The organism is Burkholderia orbicola, from assembly GCF_900100915.1.
Lineage (GTDB): Bacteria > Pseudomonadota > Gammaproteobacteria > Burkholderiales > Burkholderiaceae > Burkholderia > Burkholderia orbicola.
Window position 1 is genome coordinate 3,441,160 of the sequence record NZ_FNKW01000001.1, and the last position, 21,034, is coordinate 3,462,193.

At 62.3% G+C, this 21,034-nt stretch carries 30 protein-coding genes; 28 read left to right on the plus strand and 2 right to left on the minus strand.

Annotation, left to right across the window (positions count from 1 at the left end; all coding sequences use genetic code 11):
* Positions 1 to 25: 25 nt before the first annotated feature.
* The 9 genes from BLS50_RS35385 (at position 26) to BLS50_RS35390 (ending at position 6,140) form a co-directional block, all read left to right on the plus strand.
* Positions 26 to 418, plus strand: coding sequence for a hypothetical protein (locus BLS50_RS35385; RefSeq protein WP_143028341.1), 393 nt, complete (start codon positions 26 to 28; stop codon positions 416 to 418).
* Complete coding sequence (locus tag BLS50_RS16445) at positions 418 to 2,202, plus strand: replication endonuclease (protein ID WP_074802661.1); 1,785 nt, start codon at positions 418 to 420, stop codon at positions 2,200 to 2,202. Before BLS50_RS35385 ends, BLS50_RS16445 begins: the two co-directional genes overlap by 1 nt.
* 13 nt (positions 2,203 to 2,215) lie before the next feature.
* The gene (locus BLS50_RS16450; protein WP_074802662.1) at positions 2,216 to 2,482 is read left to right on the plus strand and encodes an ogr/Delta-like zinc finger family protein; all 267 of its coding nucleotides are present in this window, start codon (positions 2,216 to 2,218) and stop codon (positions 2,480 to 2,482) included.
* On the plus strand, positions 2,479 to 2,685 hold the full coding sequence (locus BLS50_RS16455) for an Ogr/Delta-like zinc finger protein (protein ID WP_074802663.1): 207 nt from the start codon (positions 2,479 to 2,481) through the stop codon (positions 2,683 to 2,685). The genes BLS50_RS16450 and BLS50_RS16455 overlap by 4 nt, the downstream gene beginning before the upstream one ends.
* 88 nt (positions 2,686 to 2,773) lie before the next feature.
* Complete coding sequence (locus BLS50_RS16460; protein ID WP_074802664.1) at positions 2,774 to 3,427, plus strand: AAA family ATPase; 654 nt, start codon at positions 2,774 to 2,776, stop codon at positions 3,425 to 3,427.
* 70 nt (positions 3,428 to 3,497) lie between these two features.
* Entirely contained in the window at positions 3,498 to 3,779 is a 282-nt protein-coding gene (locus tag BLS50_RS36350; RefSeq protein ID WP_074802665.1) for a ribbon-helix-helix protein, CopG family, read from the plus strand.
* Between the two features lie 418 nt (positions 3,780 to 4,197).
* Positions 4,198 to 4,452, plus strand: coding sequence for a type II toxin-antitoxin system HicA family toxin (locus BLS50_RS16470; protein WP_074802666.1), 255 nt, complete (start codon positions 4,198 to 4,200; stop codon positions 4,450 to 4,452).
* The gene (locus BLS50_RS16475) at positions 4,449 to 4,808 is read left to right on the plus strand and encodes a type II toxin-antitoxin system HicB family antitoxin (protein ID WP_074802667.1); all 360 of its coding nucleotides are present in this window, start codon (positions 4,449 to 4,451) and stop codon (positions 4,806 to 4,808) included. Before BLS50_RS16470 ends, BLS50_RS16475 begins: the two co-directional genes overlap by 4 nt.
* A 72-nt stretch (positions 4,809 to 4,880) precedes the next feature.
* A complete protein-coding gene (locus tag BLS50_RS35390; protein WP_143028342.1) occupies positions 4,881 to 6,140 on the plus strand; it encodes a PIN domain-containing protein in 1,260 nt (419 codons plus the stop codon).
* Between the two features lie 96 nt (positions 6,141 to 6,236).
* Here the strand turns inward: BLS50_RS35390 and BLS50_RS16485 are convergent, their stop codons facing one another.
* Both BLS50_RS16485 and BLS50_RS16490 read right to left on the minus strand, forming a co-directional pair.
* Positions 6,237 to 7,274, minus strand: coding sequence for a phage portal protein (locus tag BLS50_RS16485; protein ID WP_074802669.1), 1,038 nt, complete (start codon positions 7,272 to 7,274; stop codon positions 6,237 to 6,239).
* Entirely contained in the window at positions 7,271 to 9,043 is a 1,773-nt protein-coding gene (locus BLS50_RS16490; protein WP_074802823.1) for a terminase ATPase subunit family protein, read from the minus strand. The genes BLS50_RS16485 and BLS50_RS16490 overlap by 4 nt, the downstream gene beginning before the upstream one ends.
* A gap of 152 nt (positions 9,044 to 9,195) precedes the next feature.
* On the opposite strand from BLS50_RS16490, the gene BLS50_RS16495 reads away from it, so the two are divergent.
* The 19 genes from BLS50_RS16495 (at position 9,196) to BLS50_RS16585 (ending at position 21,022) form a co-directional block, all read left to right on the plus strand.
* Positions 9,196 to 10,242, plus strand: a complete 1,047-nt coding sequence (locus tag BLS50_RS16495; protein ID WP_080486869.1) for a GPO family capsid scaffolding protein — start codon at positions 9,196 to 9,198, stop codon at positions 10,240 to 10,242.
* Between the two features lie 56 nt (positions 10,243 to 10,298).
* Positions 10,299 to 11,318 carry a phage major capsid protein, P2 family gene (locus tag BLS50_RS16500; protein ID WP_074802670.1) on the plus strand — a complete coding sequence of 340 codons (1,020 nt, stop codon included), beginning with the start codon at positions 10,299 to 10,301 and terminating at the stop codon, positions 11,316 to 11,318.
* Entirely contained in the window at positions 11,315 to 12,040 is a 726-nt protein-coding gene (gene gpM, locus BLS50_RS16505; RefSeq protein WP_074802825.1) for a phage terminase small subunit, read from the plus strand. The genes BLS50_RS16500 and gpM overlap by 4 nt, the downstream gene beginning before the upstream one ends.
* Positions 12,041 to 12,143: 103 nt before the next feature.
* Entirely contained in the window at positions 12,144 to 12,626 is a 483-nt protein-coding gene (locus BLS50_RS16510; RefSeq protein WP_074802671.1) for a head completion/stabilization protein, read from the plus strand.
* Between the two features lie 11 nt (positions 12,627 to 12,637).
* The gene (locus tag BLS50_RS16515) at positions 12,638 to 12,985 is read left to right on the plus strand and encodes a hypothetical protein (RefSeq protein ID WP_143028343.1); all 348 of its coding nucleotides are present in this window, start codon (positions 12,638 to 12,640) and stop codon (positions 12,983 to 12,985) included.
* Positions 12,986 to 13,007: 22 nt separating this feature from the next.
* Entirely contained in the window at positions 13,008 to 13,331 is a 324-nt protein-coding gene (locus BLS50_RS16520) for a hypothetical protein (RefSeq protein ID WP_074802672.1), read from the plus strand.
* A complete protein-coding gene (locus tag BLS50_RS16525) occupies positions 13,328 to 13,534 on the plus strand; it encodes a tail protein X (protein WP_074802673.1) in 207 nt (68 codons plus the stop codon). Before BLS50_RS16520 ends, BLS50_RS16525 begins: the two co-directional genes overlap by 4 nt.
* Before the next feature lie 19 nt (positions 13,535 to 13,553).
* Complete coding sequence (locus BLS50_RS16530; RefSeq protein ID WP_074802674.1) at positions 13,554 to 13,898, plus strand: putative holin; 345 nt, start codon at positions 13,554 to 13,556, stop codon at positions 13,896 to 13,898.
* 5 nt (positions 13,899 to 13,903) lie between these two features.
* Positions 13,904 to 14,176 (plus strand): phage holin family protein, encoded by a 273-nt coding sequence (locus tag BLS50_RS16535; RefSeq protein ID WP_074802675.1) that lies wholly within the window; start codon positions 13,904 to 13,906, stop codon positions 14,174 to 14,176.
* Positions 14,173 to 14,991, plus strand: coding sequence for an N-acetylmuramidase domain-containing protein (locus BLS50_RS16540; protein ID WP_074802676.1), 819 nt, complete (start codon positions 14,173 to 14,175; stop codon positions 14,989 to 14,991). The genes BLS50_RS16535 and BLS50_RS16540 overlap by 4 nt, the downstream gene beginning before the upstream one ends.
* Positions 14,988 to 15,422: an Rz-like lysis system protein LysB gene (lysB, locus tag BLS50_RS36355; RefSeq protein WP_074802677.1), complete on the plus strand. Its 435-nt coding sequence runs from the start codon at positions 14,988 to 14,990 to the stop codon at positions 15,420 to 15,422. Before BLS50_RS16540 ends, lysB begins: the two co-directional genes overlap by 4 nt.
* Complete coding sequence (lysC, locus tag BLS50_RS36185; RefSeq protein WP_256334030.1) at positions 15,316 to 15,561, plus strand: Rz1-like lysis system protein LysC; 246 nt, start codon at positions 15,316 to 15,318, stop codon at positions 15,559 to 15,561. The genes lysB and lysC overlap by 107 nt, the downstream gene beginning before the upstream one ends.
* Entirely contained in the window at positions 15,554 to 15,997 is a 444-nt protein-coding gene (locus BLS50_RS16555) for a phage tail protein (protein WP_074802679.1), read from the plus strand. The genes lysC and BLS50_RS16555 overlap by 8 nt, the downstream gene beginning before the upstream one ends.
* Positions 15,985 to 16,452: a phage virion morphogenesis protein gene (locus BLS50_RS16560; RefSeq protein WP_074802680.1), complete on the plus strand. Its 468-nt coding sequence runs from the start codon at positions 15,985 to 15,987 to the stop codon at positions 16,450 to 16,452. Before BLS50_RS16555 ends, BLS50_RS16560 begins: the two co-directional genes overlap by 13 nt.
* A gap of 87 nt (positions 16,453 to 16,539) precedes the next feature.
* Positions 16,540 to 17,223, plus strand: coding sequence for a phage baseplate assembly protein V (locus BLS50_RS16565; protein WP_074802681.1), 684 nt, complete (start codon positions 16,540 to 16,542; stop codon positions 17,221 to 17,223).
* Positions 17,220 to 17,591, plus strand: coding sequence for a GPW/gp25 family protein (locus BLS50_RS16570; RefSeq protein WP_074802682.1), 372 nt, complete (start codon positions 17,220 to 17,222; stop codon positions 17,589 to 17,591). Before BLS50_RS16565 ends, BLS50_RS16570 begins: the two co-directional genes overlap by 4 nt.
* Entirely contained in the window at positions 17,588 to 18,499 is a 912-nt protein-coding gene (locus tag BLS50_RS16575; RefSeq protein ID WP_074802683.1) for a baseplate J/gp47 family protein, read from the plus strand. Before BLS50_RS16570 ends, BLS50_RS16575 begins: the two co-directional genes overlap by 4 nt.
* Positions 18,492 to 19,055 carry a phage tail protein I gene (locus BLS50_RS16580; RefSeq protein ID WP_074802684.1) on the plus strand — a complete coding sequence of 188 codons (564 nt, stop codon included), beginning with the start codon at positions 18,492 to 18,494 and terminating at the stop codon, positions 19,053 to 19,055. The genes BLS50_RS16575 and BLS50_RS16580 overlap by 8 nt, the downstream gene beginning before the upstream one ends.
* Positions 19,055 to 21,022, plus strand: a complete 1,968-nt coding sequence (locus BLS50_RS16585) for a phage tail protein (RefSeq protein ID WP_074802685.1) — start codon at positions 19,055 to 19,057, stop codon at positions 21,020 to 21,022. Before BLS50_RS16580 ends, BLS50_RS16585 begins: the two co-directional genes overlap by 1 nt.
* Positions 21,023 to 21,034: the final 12 nt, after the last annotated feature.

Below are 21,034 nucleotides of genomic sequence, written 5' to 3' on the forward strand. Positions count from 1 at the left end.
ATCCGGCTGACGGGACGGAGCCCGCATGGCCCGTGAAGGCAGGTGCAAGCCGCCAGCAATCGAGCTGATCCGCCCCGTTCTGCGCATGATGCTTCTATCCCTTGATCGGCACATGAAACAGGCTGTTGTATCGCTTAGTCGGCCGCTCGACGCATCCAATCTCCGTGAGAAATTTGTCGGCCGCGATCGCTTCGCGGGCTCCGTCCGCCGTCAGTATCCGGTAGACGCGGCCCGCCTCGTTTGCGACGGCTATCGTCTTTTCGACGAACGGAAAGGGATTTTCATCGCCAACGCTGTCGACGTAATCGACGATGCTTTGGTCAATCGCGGCGACCGTCTCGCCTGGAATCAGTTCGCTTCTCATATCGGAGCCTGCCTCGTCGGTAAAGCCCGCATGATAGCCGGGGGCAATGCCTGATGTGGGTCTATGAACGAGACGCCGGTGACGTTGTTTCGGCACTTCCGGCCGTAGAAAGCGCCCGTAAGCGTGTTCCGTTGAAGTGGTTCAATCGAGCCATGCGGCAAGCGCGCGAGGCAGGCCGCGAGAGCGCTCGCGTTGCCGGCACGCCGCACCTGTTCGACGCCGGCGCAGCAGCGGCGGCAATCGACGCATTTCTCATCGAGCATGCGCCGGAAAGGATGCCGGTGCGCCCAGACGCTACCGACCATGAAATCTGCATGAAAGCACGCCGCATCGCGAACGATGTCGCACTGCGCACGCATGGACTCAGCATCGCGGATGCACTCGTCGTTGTGCGCAATGCGTGCGGTCTATATGGCGTCGGCATGCCCGATTTCGAGCATCCCGTCGAACAGATTGTGCGCGTCCGGTGCGAGCTTTGGTGGCGCCGCCAACTGCGCAAGATGCATATCCGCGCGCTCGAATTCAGCAACATCCGTCTGCATTACGTCCATCGCCGGGCCGAGCCGTATGCGAGCGACGACGCCGTGCGGCGCCGCGTCGCGCAGAACCGGCGCAACGCGCGCACGCTCGAATCCGTGACGATGGAAAACGAGAACGGCCAGCAATTCACGTTGGCCGAGCTGGCCGCGAAAGGTATCTCGAACAAGGCGATGAAGCGCGGCGAGCTATTCACGCGGCTGCGCGGGCTCGAAGAACTGGCCGACGACGTGAAGTTTCGCGGTGTCATGTTCACGCTGACATGCCCGAGCCGCTTTCACGCTGTAACGACGACGGGCGCATGGGTTCGCCCGAACCCGCGCTATGTCGACTCCGATCCGCGCGCCGCGCAAGCGTATCTGCGCAAGGTATGGCAACGCATCCGCGCCGAGCTGAAACGAGAGGGCATCGTCTTCTTTGGGATGCGCGTCGCCGAGCCGAATCACGACGGTACGCCGCACTGGCACGGGCTCGTGTTCTCCGAAAAGATCGAACGGTTTTGCGCCGTGATGCGCAAGCACGGCTTGCGCGATTCCGGGAACGAGCCCGGCGCGCAGAAACACCGCGTGCGCTTCGAAATGATAGACCGCGCGAAGGGCTCGGCCGTCGGTTACGTCGCGAAATACATCAGCAAGAACATCGACGGGCATGCCGTCGGCGAACACAAGACGAAAGACGGCTACGTGATCCAGTCGGATTTCTGGGAAGACGACGAAATCACGCCGTCGCAGCGCGTCGAGGCGTGGGCGGCCTTATGGGGCATTCGCCAGTTCCAACAGTTCGGCGGGGCGCCGGTCGGCGTGTGGCGCGAGCTGCGCCGCGTGAAAGAGGAAGACTTGCCGAGCGAAGACGAATCACCGTGCATTCGCGCGGCATGGGTCGCAGCACAAAAGACCGACGACCATGCGGCCGATTGGGCGGAATACTCGCGCGCGATGGGCGGCGTAGCCGGCGAGGCGCGCATGGTCTACGTGCGGCATACCGTCGAGCATCGCGAAGGCCGCTACGGCATCGCGCCGGTGCGCGTGCCGCACGGCGTCGAGGCGATCGGCGTCGCACGCATCGTCGACGGACTCTGCGCGTACACGCGCGAGACGAAAATTTTCGTACCGTCGACGCGGTACGAATGGCGAGTGGTTCGGCGCGGCGGCGAAGCCGCCCGCCCTTGGACTGGTGTCAATAACTGTACGCGGTCGGATCGGTCAGGGGTGGCCGATACGGGCGCCCGCGCAGCGCGCGGCAGTGGAAACAGCGTCAGCGGGGACGTGAGCGACGCGAAACGGGGTCAACGGAACCTGTAGAGCGAGGAAAACCATGTCACGAATGACCATCGATTGCCCGTGCTGTGGCGACGAGATCGAAGCACGCCATACGGAAGGTATGTCCGCGACCATGCGGCGCCTCTATTTCGTGTGCGACGCATGCGAGTACAGGACGCCGGCCGGGCTGGAAATTCTCTATTCGTTGTCGCCGTCGTCGTGCCCGCGCGCCGACGTGACGCTCGACGTGCGGCCATCGACGCGCCTGCTCGGCTACGTCGATTCGCGTACGTCGATCGGCCTGCAGGACGGTGCGCGATGAGGTTCACGATCGCCTGTCCGCACTGCGGAGCACGCGGCATCGCGCGAGCGCTGGAACAGAAAGACCCGCTCTCGTGGGAAATCGACTACCAGTGCGACAACGTCGTGTGCGGGCATACGTACCGCGCACGGCTGGAAATGACGCCCGCCGAACCACCGCAACCGCGGACACGGGCGGTTGGACAGATGCGGCTCGACGTATAGCGGCCGCGCAATGAGGCGGTATCGACGCGATACCGGGGTGATATCGCGTCGATATCGAGTAGATATCGTTTCTATATAGGGGTGAGCAATGATTGTTGTCGTGGGAAATCCGAAAGGCGGCGTCGGCAAATCGACGATCGCTGTACAGCTTGCGACCGGCATTTCGGCCGCCGGCGCGCGCGTGTGGCTCGTCGACGGCGATCGCCAGCAGTCGAGCGCTTCGGCGATGGCTGCTCGTGCATACGGTCAACGGGCCGCGATCGCCGCCGCAGCCTACGATGACGGCGCAAAACTGCATGCGGAGCTTACGATGCACGCCGGGCAGTACGACCATGTCGTCGTCGACGCTGGCGGCCGGGATTCGAGCGCGTTTCGAGCGGCCATGATGGCCGCCGACGTCGTGCTCGTGCCGGTCATGCCGCGCTCGTTCGATGTGTGGGCGCTCGACGACATGGCGAAGCTGCTCGACGAAGCGCGTAAGGTGCGCGAGCTGCGCGCGTGCGCGTTCCTGAACTGCGCCGACGTGCAGGGCGCGGACAACCGCGACGCCGAGTCGGTGATCGCCAGCTATGAGAGCCTGGAACTGCTGCCGTACCGTATCCACCGCCGCAAGGCGTTCGCGAACGCGAGCGCGGCCGGCCTTCACGTCGAGGAAATGCCGCGCCGTGATCCTGTCGCATGCGCGGAAATCGAGCGCCTGCAAGACGCGGTGTTCGGCGTGCTGACGGCCGATGCCAGCTAAACGGGTTCATGTCGATATCGAACAGATATCGACATGGTATCGACGCCATATCAATTAGATAGGGGTTCAAATGACGATTTCGAGAAAGCCGGCCGCCCGCGACGATGCGGCGATCGGCGCATTCATCGCTGGTGCGCCCGACGCGCGCGTCGAGACGCCGGCAACGCCGAGCGACAAGCCGGCCGCACGTCGGCCCAAGGTCAAAATCAGTATCGATATCGATCCTGACTTGCTCGCCCGCGTCGATCAGGTCGCGAAGGCGTCCGGCGTGTCGCGGAATGCCGCGCTCGCGCTCGGCGCGTCATGGCTGATCGACGATTTCGAGGCCCGATCGAGCCGCCGGGGCGCATAAAACCGGCCGCGCCGGCCGGGATCACAGGCCGGCGCGTTATTTCGTCATGTTTACGCGCCAAACCGCATCAATTTTCCACCATATGAAATTCCCGAAACCCCGCGCCGGCGGGCGTTTACGTGGGTCCCGGCCGGTGCATCAAAAACGACCCATTTAGAGAGGCGGGCAGGCGGGGAGGGGACTGCGATTTTCCGGCGCGGGGTCGGATGATCGCACGCTAGCCCCGGTGGCAAACCCGGCCCGGCCGCGCGATTTCCGCCCCTCTGCCGGCCTCGCGGCCACGCGGCGATGCCTGCGCGACTCCATAGCTGCGGGCGGCGCCAGCGCCCTGCTATCGCGTCGCCGGCGAGCAGGGGCGATAGCAGTTTCTGCTATCATCCTCCTACCTAGTGATATCAATTTGTGCTATCATGCACCCATGAAAACCAAACACGCCCGCACGCGGAGCGCGATCTATACGAAGCCGACCTTGGGCGGCATCTTGTTCGCGGATATCGAAGCTTTGGTTGTCGCGTTGGGCGGCAGCATTCACGAAGGCGCCGGGTCGCGCATCGCCTTCGAGCTGAACGGGACGCGCCGATACCTGCATCGCCCGCATCCGGGCAAAGAGGCAAAGCGCTATCAGGTTGAGGATGTGCGCGACTGGTTCAACGAATTGGGGATAAAGCCATGACCAACGCAATGACGTACAAGGGCTATTACGCTCGCGTCGATTTCGACGGCCGCGACAATATTTTTGTCGGGCACGTGCTCGGCGTCGACGACAAGATCAGCTTTCACGGTGAGACGGTTGCCGAGCTGACGGAGGATTTTCATTCGGCTGTCGACCACTATCTCGCAGAGTGCGAACGCTTCGGGCGGTCGCCGCAAAAACCGGCGTCTGGAAAACTGATGCTTCGTCTCAATCCGGAGACGCATGCGGCCGTCGGCGTCGCTGCGGCCGTTGCAGGCGAGAGCGTAAATCAATGGTCAGAAGAGGTACTAGGGCGGGCGGCTCGGGAAGTGTTGGAACGAGCCGCACACGCCTGACGACATGTCTCGGAGGCGTTGGGACGCAACGATTCCCATGAACGTCAGCATATAGGGAGTAAGGGGAATAAAATGAAGCAAGTATTTCCGGGGCACTATCGACCAACGCATCAAGAAATCGACAGGATGTGGTCGGAGGGAACGTTCGTTTTCGATGCCAATGCGCTACTGAATCTCTATAGATATACCGACGGCACGCGCGAGACTTTTATTCAGACGCTGGAGGCATTGGCCGGCAGAGTCTGGATTCCATATCAAGTTGGGCTTGAATTCTTTCAAAATAGAATTCAAGTGATGAGCACGGCAATTTCTGGATATTCCAAGCTTCGAAATGAACTTGAAAAGGCTCGGGCCGAATTGGGTTCTATCTTAAACGGATTTCGTCGCCACCCTGGCATTAACGTAGAGGAAATCTCCAGCGCGTTAGATGAAACGTTCTGGAAATTGAATGACGATCTACAGAATCAGGAAAACGAACACCCAGATTGGATAACGGGACTAGATCCCGTCCTAGAGCGATTAACTGGCGTATTCGAGGGTAGGATCGGCGAAAAACCGGAAGCTGCAAAATACGACAGCCTTATTGCGAAGGCGAAGGCACGATTTGAGAGCTCGACTCCACCGGGCTTGCGTGATAAGGAGAAGGGCGGCATCCAGCAATATGGCGATGCAATTTTGTGGCTGGAAGTTTTGGAAAAGGCCGCAACAACAAAAACCGCCATTATTTTTGTCACCGACGATGTCAAAGACGACTGGTGGCAAAGGGTCGGCGGTAAGACAATAGGTCCGTTACCAGCGCTGCGGCAAGAGTTACATGACGTTGCGAACGTGCCCTTGCACATGTATCAATGCGATCAATTTATGAGGTATGCGTCTGCGTTTCTGGATCAACAATTACCGGAATCCTCAATCGAAGAGGCCAAGGAGATTCGAGACGAATTGCAGCGCGAATCCAATTTCGAGCAACAATGGCTGTTTGACGAGTCCGCTTCTAGCCATGCGCGTCCGGACAACGACGTCGTACCAACTGCATGGTCGCGCTTGCACGCCCTAATTGATTCACACGAGGGACGGCCGATTCTCGTTGACGACTATCGAGGGTCAACGTTGGAACAGCAGTTGAGCAATCTTGCGGAGCAACGGCAGAAGCTCAGGATAATGATGTTGGACGCATCAGTCGACCCTCATCGTGTCGAGGAAATTGTCGAGATTCAGCGCGCACTTGATTTTGTCGAGCGAGAAATCGGCAGAATGCAAGCGTGGATGGAACCGGTCACCTTGCGAAATTGGTACTCGCACGTCCGGGATAGCAAAAGGTCCGACCAGCACTAACGACCGACTTGCTTCCACAGAGCACGCCTCATCGCATGCAGAAACACCGACGACCGCGTGCGTTCCTTTGGGTGCCATGTTGGGCGACATGGCTACTCACGCTGCATCGATGCTATACGGAGTGAAGCGAACAATCTCATCGCGCGCCCACTCGTTGAACGCAGTGAACTGCGCCTGTAGCGGCGTGATTTCATTACGACCGAACACACGGGCCGCCGTATCGGCGGCGCCGAATCCGCCCGTGTTGCTCGGCACGATGCCGAGCAATTGCGGCGGCACACGATGCGCGGCGAGCAAGTCGTCTCGCGTGATGTTCTTGATATTGAAGAACTCATCTTTCGCCGCTACCTCAGATACGGGAATCAATTGCATCCCGTCTTTGTTCCCGCCCGGCGCGTAGTAGAACAGGTTCCGGAAATTGCCCGGTCCCTTCGCGCTCTTCAACGCATCGCGCAGCGCGTCGATATCGTCCTGTTCGGCCTTGTCATCAGTCAGGTATAGGATGAAGCCGGCGTGACTGCCGTTCTCGTAGTAGCGTCGACGAAACAGCGTCGACGACTCGTTCAACATCGCTGCGTGCAGTGACCCAAGATATTCCGGCACGCCGTAAATCTCCTGATTCACGTCGGCTTCGATCAGATGATGCACTGAGCCCGGGTCGAATTCGTGCACGGCCTGCCAGCCGTTCGTTTGCACGTAGGTTTGCAGGTCGGTACGGCGTCGCATGTACTTCGCCGGCGGCGGCTCGTAGCGCATGACGCCGCCCATGCGATTCCGCACGGGCGTCTGATACCCGTTGCCGAAAATCAGCCAGTCGAGCGCCCATCGTCGGAAAGATTCGCGGCTCATCAGCGGATGCGGGATGAACGTCGACGCGAGCACGTTCCGTTTGAAGTAGATCGCCGATGCGTGGTGCGTGCCGGATCGGAAAATTTTCGACAGGCCCGCGAAGCTGACGGGCGGCTCGTACCATCCGTTGATCGTCACAAGCTCGGCATAGTCGAGCAATTCGGCCCGGCTCATGATCGGCATAGGGTCGCCGAACGTGAATGCGGTCGACTGCGCCGGCTGCGACGCGTCGGCCGCGCTGGGGATGGTGTTCGCGTGCTGCGCGCGCGTCGTACGTTTCTTCATGAGTAAATCTCCACCTTTCCTTTTTTGCGTGCCGCAGTGCCTTCTAACGGCTCGTTCGAAATCGCGTGCAGGACAGCCCAAGCAAGGTCAGCATGGCCCGTTTCCTCGCTGCGTGATGCCTCGTATGTGACGTTTCGCCCGCTTGGCGTAACGGTCTTTTTGATCGCCATAAATGCGGCGGCCATGTCCGTCCATCCCGCATCGAATTGCAGTCGCGCATTGCCGACGACAGACAGCCCCTTGAGCACAAGCCGGCCCTTTACCTCGGGCGAATAGTTGAACGCCATGACTCTCGGATAGAACTGCTTCACGAGCTGATACACACCCTGACCGATGCCCGTCGTATCGATTGCCATATAGTCGACGCGGTATCGATCCGTGATTTTCTTGATACTGGCCGCCTGCGCCTCGAAATCCATGCCGCGCCATTGGTGTTTTTCGAGTACCCGGAACGGGCCGCCGCCGACGAGCGGCGGCGCAACGACGACGCAGCCCGCGCTATCGCCCGACAGTGCCGGGTCATAGCCCACCCAAACGGGTTGGTATCCGAACGGACGAGAGGGGGCCGTCAGCGGTTTGAAGTCTTCCCATAGCTCCCATGAATCGACCATGCAGCGCTGTAGGTTCGCGAGCGTGAAGATTGACGCCGTGTCGTCGATGAACTGACACATCAACAGGTTCGCGTATTCCTCGGCGCTGTACTCGTGCCGTAGTTCGTCGAGGTCGAACAGCGTGCAGCCGGCGCGCGCGGCATCCTCGACGGTGACGATCTGTCGCCACTGCCTATCCTCGCAAAGCCGGCCGCGCGACAGGGACTTGTGGGTGACTTCGAAGTGAATGTGGTCAGCCTTGGCGCGGCCGCGATTGATGTGCGCGCCGTTCCAGAACGGAAACGCCTCGTGTCCGATGCTCGACGGGGTCGAGAAGTACGTCTTGCGCCATTGCTTGTGCATGGCCATGCCGGACGCGACCTTGTTCAGTTCCTTGAATCGCGGAACCCAGAAATACTCATCGAAATAGAAGTTGCCGTGGTAGCTCTGCGCGGTGCGTGCGTTCGTGCCGAGAAAGTACAGAATCGCCTCGTTCGGCAACACGATCGGGTCGCCGGTCAATTCAACGTCGGCCGCCTCGCGTGCGAACTGCGTGATGTACTGGCGAAACACGTGCGCCTGTGCGCGACTGGCCGATAGAAAAATCTGGTTGCGGCCGGTGTCGATCGCATCGGCCAGTGCTTCGCGCGCGAAGTACCACGTAGCGCCGATCTGCCGCGATTTGAGAATGTTCCGCGTGCGCTGATGCCCGTTCCGGAACCAGACTTTCTGGTAGTCGAAAAGCGAGTCGCGGAACGCTTCGAGCAACCGGTCGCGCTGCTCGTCGCTGAATTCGTTTTTCGCCGGCTTGCGTTTTGGGGCTTCGTTGCGCGCGGCGATGTTCGGATTCAAGTCGCCTTCCTTGCCCGTTTCGCCATATCGCCGGATGCGCGCGACACGTTCGAGCTGGCGCCCTAACAGGTCAATCTCTTTGTAGTCGCCGCCGTCCTTCTGGTCCTTCGCGATCAGCGCGTTCATGCGCATTTCGATCGTGGACTCGACGGTATCGATCGGGTTGGCCTTGGCCCACCCGTCGCGCTGTTTCCACGCTTCCACCGTGGCGCGCTTGATACCCATGTGACGCGCGATGGACGACACGCGCCAACCCTGAAAAAACAGGGCACGCGCTGACTTGCGCGGGTCGATTTCGATGATCGGATTGTCGGCGGTATTGAGCATGCCGAAAGCGTAACTGTCGTTCGCGCGCGCGCGCATGGCCAGCGTTTGTATACAGGAACACGACAAGGGCGAATTGTTGAGCGATGGCAGGCAAACCGCGAACATTGGCATCAAGCAAATCGATCAACCAAACACCTGCCGGAGTACACACGATGTTCAAACGTAAGTTGTCGCTTCTCGCGATCGCCGTCGGCTCGATGGCCTCGCTTTTCGCGATCGACGCGCATGCAGCAGCGACGACGGTCGGCGCAGGCATCCAACATGCCGACGTGCTCGGCGGCATCGGTGCAGCCGGCGCCGCAGCGTTCGGCATCGGATCGGTGGCAGGTACGGGCGGTACGCATGCGACGACGAAATGGTTTCGCGTCGCCGTCGAAGGCGCGACGACCGACGGTCGCACCATCGAGCGCGAATGGATTCAGCAGATGGCGGCGCAATACGACCCGGCACTGTACGGCGCTCGCATGAACTGCGAGCACATTCGCGGTTACGCGCCCATGTCGGCGAACCAGCCGTTCGGCGCGTATGGCGATGTGATCGCGCTCAAGTCGGAAGAAATCGCCGATGGCCCGCTGAAAGGCAAGCTCGCGTTGTACGCGCAACTGACGCCGACGCAGGCGCTCATCGACATGGTGAACGCGAAACAGAAGGTCTATACGTCGGTCGAAATCGATTTCTCGTTCGCCGACACAAAACAGGCGTATCTCGTCGGCCTCGCCGTGACCGACAGCCCCGCGAGCCTCGGCACCGAAATTCTGACGTTCGCGGCTGGCCGGGGTGTGGAAAACCCGTTCAACAGCCGCAAGCAACGTCCCGAAAACCTGTTTTCGGCAGCCGAGGAAACGGTGATCGAATTCGAAGCTGCGCAAACTCCCGGCGTCGGTCTTGCCGTGTTCAAGCGCGTCGGCGAAATCCTCGGCCTCGTGAAAGAGCGGGGCGCGAACGACGACAAGCGCTTCGCCGACATGACGCAGGCGGTCGAAGCGCTCGCGACGTTCTCGAAAGATCAGTCGACGCGTGTCGAATCGCTCGCATCGCGGGTTTCGGCGCTCGATGCAGCGCTGATGGCCGAGAAAGCGGCGCACGCCGAAACGGCACGCGCGCTGACCGAGCTGAACGCCAATCTGTCGAAGCAGCCGGGCGGAAACCAACGACCCCCGGCAACCGGCACGAGCGCCGAGCACCAGACCGACTGCTAATCGGTCGCGTCGACACCTGAACGGCTTCATCCCCCATCGATTCGGAGACTCACCCCATGCGCAACGAAACCCGGCTCGCATTCAACGCGTACGTGAAAGCGATCGCCGACCTGAACGGCGTTCCCGACGCGAACACCAAATTCACGGTCAGCCCGTCCGTACAGCAAAAGCTCGAGAGTCGCATTCAGCAATCGAGCGCGTTCCTGCAACGGATCAACATGATCGGCGTCGACCCGCAAAGCGGTGAAAAGGTCGGGCTCGGCATCGGCCAGCCGATCGCGAGCACGACCGACACGAGCAAGCAGGATCGCGCGCCGATCGATCCGACGAGTCTCGACAGCAACGGCTACGTCTGCACGCAAACCAATTTCGATACGGCTATTCGCTATTCGCGCCTCGACGCGTGGGCGCACCTGCGCGATTTCCAGACGCGCATCCGCGATGCCATCGTGCAGCGCACCGCGCTCGATCGTATCTGCGTCGGCTTCAATGGCACATCGCGGGCGGCCACGTCCGACCGCGCGGCGAACCCGCTGTTGCAAGACGTCAACGTGGGCTGGTTGCAGAAATACCGGCTGAACGCACCCGATCGCGTGATGCACGAAGCGGTCAAGGATTCGAACAAGGTCAAGGTTGGGAACGTCGTCGGCGCCGATTACAAGAACCTCGACGCGCTCGTGATCGACGCTTTGCAACTGCTCGACGAGTGGTATCGCGACGATCCGTCGGTGGTCGTCGTGATGGGTAGCGGCCTGCTGCATGACAAGTATTTCCCGCTCGTGAACGGTGCGAATGTCGCGACCGAACAGGCGGCGCTCGATCTCGTCATCAGCGGCAAGCGCGTCGGCGGCAAGCAGGCGGTTACGGCGCCGTTCGTGCCGCAAAACACGCTGATGGTGACGCGCCTGGACAACCTGTCGATTTATTTCCAGAACGGCGGCCGCCGCCGCTCGCTGATCGACAACCCGAAGCGCGATCAAATCGAAAACTACGAGTCGAGCAACGAAGCGTATGTGGTCGAGGACTACGGTTGCGGCGCGATCGTGGAAAACATCGAAATCGAGCCGGTAGCCTGACCATGACGAGCCCCGCACGTCGACACCAACAGCGCATCCGCGCTGCGCAGGCGGCCGCCTCGGCCGAGCCCGGCCAGTCGTTGGCGGGCGCGAGCCAATACGAGCTGATGCTCGTCAAGCTCGTGACCGACAAGCGGCGGTTGAAGTCGATTCAATCCGTCGCGCGAAAGATCGAAGTGAAGCGCGAAGTGCTGCCCGAGTACGACGCATACGTATCGGGCGCGCTCGCCGGCGGGCGGGGCGGTCAAGACGACGTGCTGATGACGGTCATGATCTGGCGCATCGACGCGGGCGACTACGTCGGCGCGCTGGAAATCGCTCGATACGCGCTGCGCTACGGCCTGACGCTGCCGGATCAATACGAGCGCTCGGTCGGCGCGGCCGTCGCGGAGGAATTTGCGACGGCGGCATTGGTCGCCGCGAAGAATGACGAGCCGTTCGTCATCGAACACCTCGTCGAAATCCTCGACCTGACGGCCGACCTCGACATGCACGACCAGATTCGCGCGAAGCTGCTCAAGGCGATCGGCATGACGGCGATGAACCTGATCGGCGACGACAAGCTCGACGACCCCGACGATTGGGGACGCGCGGCGCAGGCCGTGCAGAACTTCAAAGCCGCACTGTCGCTCGACGACCGCGCCGGCGTGAAACAGAACATTGCTCGACTGGAAGCCCTGTTGAGCGATGCGGACGGCCGCCGTAAGGCCGCCCGCACGTAAAGAGCCCACCCCGGCAAGGCGGCGCCGGCGTTCCTGATCCCTACACCTGACGGCAACGGGACACGAACGCCGGCCCACCGCCTCCTATATTTGAGTGACGGTCATGAGTAGCTTTATCGCCCCCGCACGAACGACCTCGGCAGGTGCACCGGGCGCCGGCGCGACGATCCTCAACGATGGATGGTTTCCTGACATCGACATCAACGATCTGCGCGAGTCGACGAAGCTCGACGGAACCGTGACGGCCGAGCGCCTTCGGCGCGCCGTAATCGAGGCGATATCGACCGTGAACAACGACCTTGCGGAGTGGCAGGCGACGCAGTCCGCGGCCGGCCACACCGATCTCGCGTCTGTCCCCGCGAAGAAGGTCGACGGTGTCAGCGTTCAAGTTTCCCGCTACGTGCGAGCCGTCTATAGCCTGACGCATGCGGATATCACGGAGAAATACGCCGGATACGACTCGACGAAGTCGGGCGGCCAGAAGGCTGAAAACCTCGAAGACACGGTATGCACGTCGCGACGCAATGCGCGATGGGCGATGAACGACATTCGCGGCATTCGCCGCAGCACGATCGATCTGATCTGATGAATGATCCGATGAAGAAACTCTATTCCTACCGTGCCGAGCTGACGTTTCGCGCGAGTGTGGGCGAAGCTATGCGGCCGATCGTCATGCGGTGCTTGCCCGCAGTGCTGCGCGTGCCGTATCGAATCCGGCTCATGCCCGCGCCGCGTGAGATCGACCGCCCGCTGCTCGGGCGCGCTTGGTTCCGTGTCGAGCGGCGAGTCGCTCTCATTTTTTGGCGCGAGATCGGGGCCTGTAGCTTTGGCGACATGACCGGCGTGCAAGCGGCGATTTCTGAAGATGTGATGCGGCGTCGCATCAAGCGACTAAGGCCGACGGTCGTTGCACAGGCGGACGCCGACGGAAGGCTGTCGGACTGAGTCGACTAACGGAGGATTCACGATGCTGTCGAAACTTCTCGCATGGATTCAGGGCGCGCGCTGGCGCCGCTCGCTGTCGCATTGCCTCGAAGGGCTCGCGATTCAGGTTCCGATGACGCTCGCGACCGGCAACGCATGGTTCGGCGCCGCGTCGGTGGTCGTCTGGTACTGGTCGCGCAAGACAGCGGAAATGCAGTTTGCCGCGAAGGGCGCAGCGTCGACGGTTACGGTCTGGAACGTCGGTCTGTTCCCGTGGCAGTGGGACCGATGGAAGGTGGTCGATGTGCTGATGCCGGCCGCTTCGTCGTACCTGCTGGCCGCGTGTGTTGCGGCGCTTCAGCGATGAACGTCGCCGCGCAACAGGGCGACACGGTCGACCTGATCTGCTGGCGGTACTACGGCCGAACGGATGGGACCGTCGAAGCGGTGCTCGAAGCGAATGCGGGCCTTGCCGATTTCGGCGTCGTCATCCCGATGGGGACGATTGTCTACCTGCCCGATATCGAAACCGTCGCGAGCACGGCCCCGCTCGTGCAATTGTTTGATTGACCTTGGGAGAGCTGGCGAAATGGCCGAACCGAACACCACTACCGCCGCAGCGTTGTCGGCCGCCATCGGGGTCGCCGGCCTTGCGCCGGGCATCGACGGTAACGCCCTGATCGGCGCTTTTACCGGCGCGGCGCTTGTCGTTGTCACGTCGAAGGAAATCGGCGTGTTCACGCGCATCGCGTACATGCTGATTTCGCTCGTGATGGGCTACATCGCGGCGCCGGAAATCGTCAACGTGACGCCGATTCACTCGACGGGCGTCGCGGGGTTCTTCGCCGCCGCACTCGTCATCACGGTCACGTTGCAGCTTATTGACCGGCTCAAATCAGTCGACCTGCTCGCGTTCCTGAAAAAAGGGGAGTGACAGCCATGCACATCTCGTTTGCCGTTGTTGCGCTCGCTGCGCACTTCGCCGCGCTCGTGCGTGTGCTGACCTACCGACGCAATGGCGCGCGCCATCGCTATCACGTGTCTTGGGTCGCATGGGCGATCGTGGTCGTATCTGGCGGGGCGTCGATCGATTTGGCGTTGCATGTCGAGCAAGTCGATTTCTTCGATGCGGCGACCGCCGCGCTTATCGCGCTGTTTGTGTTTGCGTCGCGTGGCAATGTCGCGCGGCTTTTGCGGAGTGAACAATCATGAAAACGCATCGCCTCGGCGACTACGGCGACGATGTGGGGCTGCTGCAAAGGCGTCTTACCCGCGCCGGCTTCCCGGTCGACGTGACGCACGTCTACGATGACGCGACCGAAGCGGCGGTCAGGGCTATTCAGAAAAAAACCGGCCTCGTCGATGACGGCATCGCCGGGCCGAAGACGCTCGCGGCGATCGCGACCGGCCGGCGCGACCCGAAACACCTCGCCGACGCCGATATCGTGAGCGCGGCCGACCGGCTCGGCGTGCCGATCGCATGCGTGCGGGCGGTCAACGAAGTGGAATCGACCGGGTCGGGTTTCTTGGCCGACGGCCGGCCGAAAATCCTGTTCGAGCGCCACATTTTCTGGAAGCGCCTCGAAGCGCGCGGCATCGATCCGGCGCCCGTCGCGGCGAAGTACCCGAATATCTGCTCGCAGGCGACCGGCGGCTATCAGGGCGGCGCAGCCGAATACACGCGACTCGGGGTCGCCGAGCTGATCGGCGACGCCGGCGCCACCGTCGCCGCGTACGAATCGGCAAGCTGGGGCGCCTTTCAGGTGATGGGCTACCACTGGGAACGGCTCGGCTATTCCGGCGTCGACGACTTCGTCGCACGGATGGAGAACGGCGAAGGCGATCAACTCGACGCGTTCGTGCGCTATGTCGCAGCCGATCCGGCGCTCGTCGCAGCGCTCAAGGGGCGCAAGTGGGCGGTATTCGCGCGCGGCTACAACGGCCCGGCCTACGCGCGGAACCTGTACGACGTGAAGCTCGCGCGGGCGTATGACAAGTACGCCGACGCGGCGAAGGCGGTCGCATGAACCCGCTCGCCGTGAAGCTCGTCGCCGGCGCGGCCGCGCTCGCGCTGCTCGCCGGCGGTGCGCTCTACGTTCGGGCGCTGCGCGCCGAGCTGGCGGCCGCGCGTGGTCAGGTCGCATGTGCCGGGCAGGCGGTCGCAGGGCGCGACAGCGTCATTGGCGCGCTGCGGCAGGATGCCGGTGACAAGGCACACCAACAGCAGCAACTCGACGTGTCGACCGACAAGGTCGCGACGAAGCTCGCGGCCGCACGCGAAGAAATCCGCAAGGTGATCCATGAAAACCCGACTGTCCGCTCGTGGGCTGATACCCCTTTGCCTGCTGACGTTGTCCGCTTGTCAGCAAGCCCCGCTTACACCGGCGCCGACGCTTTCAGTACTGCAATGCCAGCCGATCAGCCGGTGCACGCTGCCGGCGATGGCGCCGCGCACTAACGGCGAGCTGCACGACGCTTTCGAAGCGGCGAAGGGCGCATGGGGCACGTGTGCGGCCAAGGTCGACATGGTCGTCGACTGCCAGGCCAAAGCGCAGGCGAAAATCGACGCCGAAATGGGGCAGGCGACGCATGAATAAGCCGGCGAGTCTGCGCGCCGCAATCGAGGCGGCGATTCCAGTGCTCGCGGAAAATCCGGAGCGGTTGACGGTGTTCATCGATCGCGGTTCGATCGTGGCGACCGGCGCGAAGGGCTTGTCGTTCGAATACCGCTACGTGTGTCATGTGCTGCTGCTTGAATTCACGGGTGATGCCGACGCGCTGTTTCTGGCGATCGTCGAATGGGTGCGGGCGAATCAGCCCGACTTGCTGCTTAATCCGGACGAGCGCGCGCACGGCATCACGTACGAAATCGATATTCTCGACAATGAAACGTCCGACGTGTCGATCAAACTCCAATTGACCGAAAGCGTCGTCGTGAAGGTAAGCGACGACGGATCGCGCACGATCGAGCATGTCGACGATTCGAAGCATCCGGACGCGATCACGTGGACGGGCCAGCCGTGGACGAACTGACCGCCGTCGAGTCGTTGCTGTCCGGCCTGCTCACGCGGCTCGAACCCGCCGGCCGCGTCGCAGCCATGCGCGACGTTGCTCGGACACTGCGTCGCAGCCAGCAGCAACGCATTGCCGGCCAGAAGAATCCCGACGGGACCGCATACGACGCCCGTAAGGCGCGCGCGAAGCCCGGCGGCTGGCAACGCGACAAGCGCGGCCGCGTCAAGCGGGCGGCAATGTTCGTCAAGATGCGCACGGGACGTTTCCTGAAAATCGAGACGGACGCGACTGGCCTCGCGATCGGTTTCGATGGTCGCGTGGCGCGGCTGGCACGCATCCACCAGTACGGCGAGCGCAGTCGCGTCGCGCCCGGGGGCCCGGAATACAAATACCCGGCGCGCGTGCTGCTCGGTCTGACGGACGCCGAGCGCGAGCTGATACGCGACCTGTTGCTCAAGCACATCACGAAATAGCCCCGGCCGCCGGGGCTTTTTTGTACCCGCGACGCTCACACGGGGCGGTGCTCGCCTCGCGCGCGTGCGGCCGGCAACATGGCCGGCATGGACGCTAACGAAATTCAGCGACAGGCGCGCAACGCCGTTCGCAAGGGCTCAATCCTCGACGTAGACCACGGCGCGGCGCTTTGCCGTGTGTCGGTCGGCGACCCGGACGACGAAAGCGGCTCGCTTCAAACGAACTGGATTCCTTGGTTTGCGCTCGCGGCCGGCAACACGCGCGATTGGCGCGCGCCGACCAAGGGCGAACAGGTCATGCTCCTTTGCCCGATGGGCGACCCCGCGCAGGGCGTCGCGCTCTGCGGAATCTATTCCGACGCATTCCCCGCGCCCGACCATAGCCCGAATACCGACGTGCGCACGTACCGCGATGGCGCTGTCGTCGTGTACGACGATGCCGCGCACGTGCTCGGCGTCGACCTGCCGGCCGGCGCAACAATCAACGTGACGGCGCCGGGCGCGGTCAACGTCAACACGCAAACCGCTACCGTCAAGGCCGACCGCGTCACGCTCGATGCGGACGTGACCGTGACGCGATCGATGACCGTCGAAGGCCCGTTCACGTTCGAAGCCGGCATGACGGGGCGGGGCGGCGCCGACGGCGGCTCGACGATGCGAATTGATGGCGCGGCGGATTTCACGGGCGAAGTGAAGTCGCAGGGGATCAGCCTGCCGCATCACACGCACCGCGCACAAGGCGACGGCAACGACGTGAGCGAACCGAAATGAAAGGGATGAACGCGACAACCGGCCGCGAGATCGCCGACCTCGGTCACCTCTACCAATCGGTCGGAAAGATCATTTCGACGCCGCTCGCCTCGTGCGTGAAGCGTCGAACGTTCGGTTCCGAAACGTTCGAGCAGGTCGACGCGCCGAACAACGGCGCGGAGCGCACGCGCCTCTATGCGGCGATCGCAACCGCGCTGATGCGCTGGGAGCCGCGGCTAGTGCTGACCCGTGTGCAGCTCACGAGCGATGAGGGCACGGAAGGCGAAGAATTCGCCGGAAAGCAGTACGTCGATATCGAGGGGTACACGACCGTATCGGGCGACGCCGTGCGCGCGCGTATTCCACTTGACCGGGGGAATGTCGCATGACCACGTCAGCATTGATCGACCTGTCGAGCCTGCCGTTACCGGACGCGCTCGAAGTGCTCGACTTCGAAACCATCTACGCGACACGCAAGGCGGCGATGGTTTCACTTTGGCCGGCCGATGAACGGGCCGAGATCGCCGCGACGCTCGAACTCGAATCGGAGCCTCTCGCGCGGCTCCTGCAGGAAAACAGCTATCGCGAGTTGGTTTGGCGTCAGCGAGTCAACGACGCCGTGCGCGCCGTGATGCTGGCGTTCGCGATGGGGAACGATCTGGAACAGCGCGCGGCACTGTTCGGTCTGATGCGTCTGATCGTCACGCCGGCTGATCCGGCGAACAACGTCGACGCGGTCATGGAAAGCGATGACAGCTTGCGCGAGCGCATCCAGCTCGCCCCACAGGGATTCAGCGTCGCCGGCCCGTCGGCCGCGTATGTCACGAAGGCGCGCGCCGTCGACGGCCGGATCATCGACGCGCAGACTTCGCGGCCGCGACCGGGCGACGTGCTCGTGTCGCTACTGTCGAGCGAGGGTGACGGGACGGCATCCGACGAGCTGTGCCGAGCGGTTGAGGCCGCGCTTAGTGCGGAAGATCAACGGCCGTTGAACGACACCGTATTCGTGAAATCGGCCGAGATTGTTCGCTATCGCATTCATGCGAAGTGCTACACGCGCACGGCCGTCGGCGCCGATGTGCTGATTGCGCAGGCGAAGAAAAATGCACGGGCATACGCGGACAAGGTGCATCGAATCGGGATCGGCGTCGCCGAATCGGCGATCAAGGGCGTCTGTCAGGCGGCCGGATTGTCGCGTACCGAACTGATCGAGCCCGTCGGCGATATCGCGATCGATCGGACGCAAGCATCGTATTGCGTCGAGGTGGTCGTCGAGTACGGGGGACTGTATGGCTAAGCTGCTGCCCCCGAATGCGACGACGCTCGAAGTGTGCGCCGCGACCGCGCTCGCGGCCGTCGACGCATTGCCTATACCCATTCGCGATTACTGGAACCCGGACAAATGCCCGGCATCGTTCCTGCCGTATCTGGCGGCGGAAGTGTCGGTCGACGGTTGGGAGCTGGCCGAATCGGACGACGCCCGGCGCGCGCTCATCAAATCCGCGATCCAGTTGCACCAGAAGCGCGGCACGCCGTGGGCGATTCGCGAGGTGATTCGCCGGCTCGGGTTCGGCGAAGTAACGCTGATCGAGGGGCGCGGCATTCGCCGGCGCGACGGATCGGTCAGGCGCAACGGCGATTACGTGCACGGCGACCCGACGGCATGGGCGCAATACATCGTCAAGTTGACGCAGCCGATCACCCGCGATCAAGCGGAAAACCTGAAAGCCGTTCTCGAGCGCTATGCGCCGCAACGCTCGATGCTGGCCGCGCTCGACTACAGCGCGGCGCCTATTCGACACAACGGCATTGCGAAGCGCAACGGCCAGTACAACAGAGGGAGTGCGACGTAATGGCGAATCTGCCGGAAAGCTCGAAATGGGAAGAGGGGGTTTATCAGCTCGAAACGTCCGACCCGGTCGTGGGCGGTCCCGACGGCATCGACAACGTGCAAGGGCGCCAGCTCGCGAACCGCACGCGCTACCTCAAGGACCGTGCGGACGCCGCAGACAAGGTCGTCGCTGGCCTCGGCAGTGGGAAGTTGGACAAGACGGGCGGGGCCCTGTCGGGGGCACTGCTCGGTAAGCCCGGCGCGATTGCTGGCAACAACCCGAAAAACGTCGGGTATGCGTTCGATGGCGATCCTGATACGGGCATGTTCTCGCCGGCAGATGGTCACCTGCAACTCGGTGCGAACGGTGTGCCGTACGTCGTCATGCTTGGCAACAATTTGACGCTTGGCTCGCCGGGCCTGATCGCGTTTTTGACCAACGGTGTCGAACGTGGTCGATTCACGCCCGAGGGGCGACTGTTGCTCGGAACGATGGCGGACAACGGGCGGGACGGGCTTCAGGTGGCGTATCGAGCGTCATTTGCAAGCGGTGTTCAAATCACTGGTATGGAAGGGCAGGACGGTGGCCATCTTCGCGCGACCGATCCCAACTACGGGGTGCTGCTGCGCCATGACGGCTCGTCCGCGTACTGGCTTCAGACAAAGAAGGGTGATCCGCTCGGCACGTGGAACACGTACCGGCCGTTCGCGTGGTCGCTGGATACCGGTGTCGTGACGATCGATGGAACCGGGCTTGGTACGAAATTCGGCGGCCCGGTCGATATGGCTGGCGATCTCACCCTCAAACGGGCAGCGGGCGAAGGTCGGGTTCTGTTGGGTCAGAACAGCGGGTACTTCTACGGCAACGCAGATAGCGTCGGCTGGTATTCGGGGACTCAGGGAGCTTTCCAGTACTTCTTTGCAAATCGAACTCTTCGTGTCGATGGGCAGACGGTATGGCATTCCGGAAATTTGACACCGCTCGATCTGAACACCGGCGGGACGCTCAAGGGCGCGATGTGGCTGGCGCCCGGCGCCCGGATATACCTGTCGGAGGGTACGCCGCAGAATCCGTCGCTAACGTTCGACAAAGACGGCGCGCCGGATACCGGTTTCTATCACATCGGTGACGGCGACTTCGGCATCACATGTAACGGTCTGGTCAACGTCAGATTCACGGCCAACAAGGGCACGATCTTCGATCGCTCAGTTCAGGTTCCGACGCCGGCTGCTGGTGATCGGTCGAACAATGCCGCGTCGACCGCGTTCGTCGTCGACGCGATCGCATCGGCGTCGATCGGGCAAATCATTTTCGAAGCACGTACCGCGCCGCGCGCAGGATGCCTTGCGCTTAACGGCGCGGTTCTGAACCGCGCGGACTATCCAGCGTTGTGGACATATGCGCAGGGCAGCGGGGCGCTGGTCGAGGAAAAGGATTGGGCGAGCAACAACTGGGGTTCGTTTTCGAACGGTGACGGAGGGACGACGTTCCGAATTCCGGAGTTTCGAGGCGAGGGCATTCGGTGCGCCGATGCGGGACGCGGCGTCGACGGCGGCCGGCGAGTCGGGACGTGGCAGGACAGCCAGAACAGGTCGCACGCGCACGGTGCTTCTGCTGCCGCTGTAGGCGACCACGTACACGGCGCCTGGACTGACTCGCAGGGCTTCCACGCCCACCACGGAAATACGGCTGGTGCTGGGGGACACGATCACCAGATTAATTACCCGCTTCTTCAATACGGCGGCGACACTGATCGAGGCAACTTAAATAGCAACTTCTCGATTGATAACGAAATCCGCAATGCGCGTACGTCTGCGGTCGGTGACCACGCACACGCGTTCGACACGGATGGCGCTGGAGCGCATGGACACAACATCGGTATGAACGGAGCCGGGGCACACAGTCACACCATTACGGTGGCGGCCGATGGTGGCGCAGAAGCACGCATGCGCAACGTTGCGGTGCTCGCGATGATCCGCGCTTTCTAACAGATGAGGTAA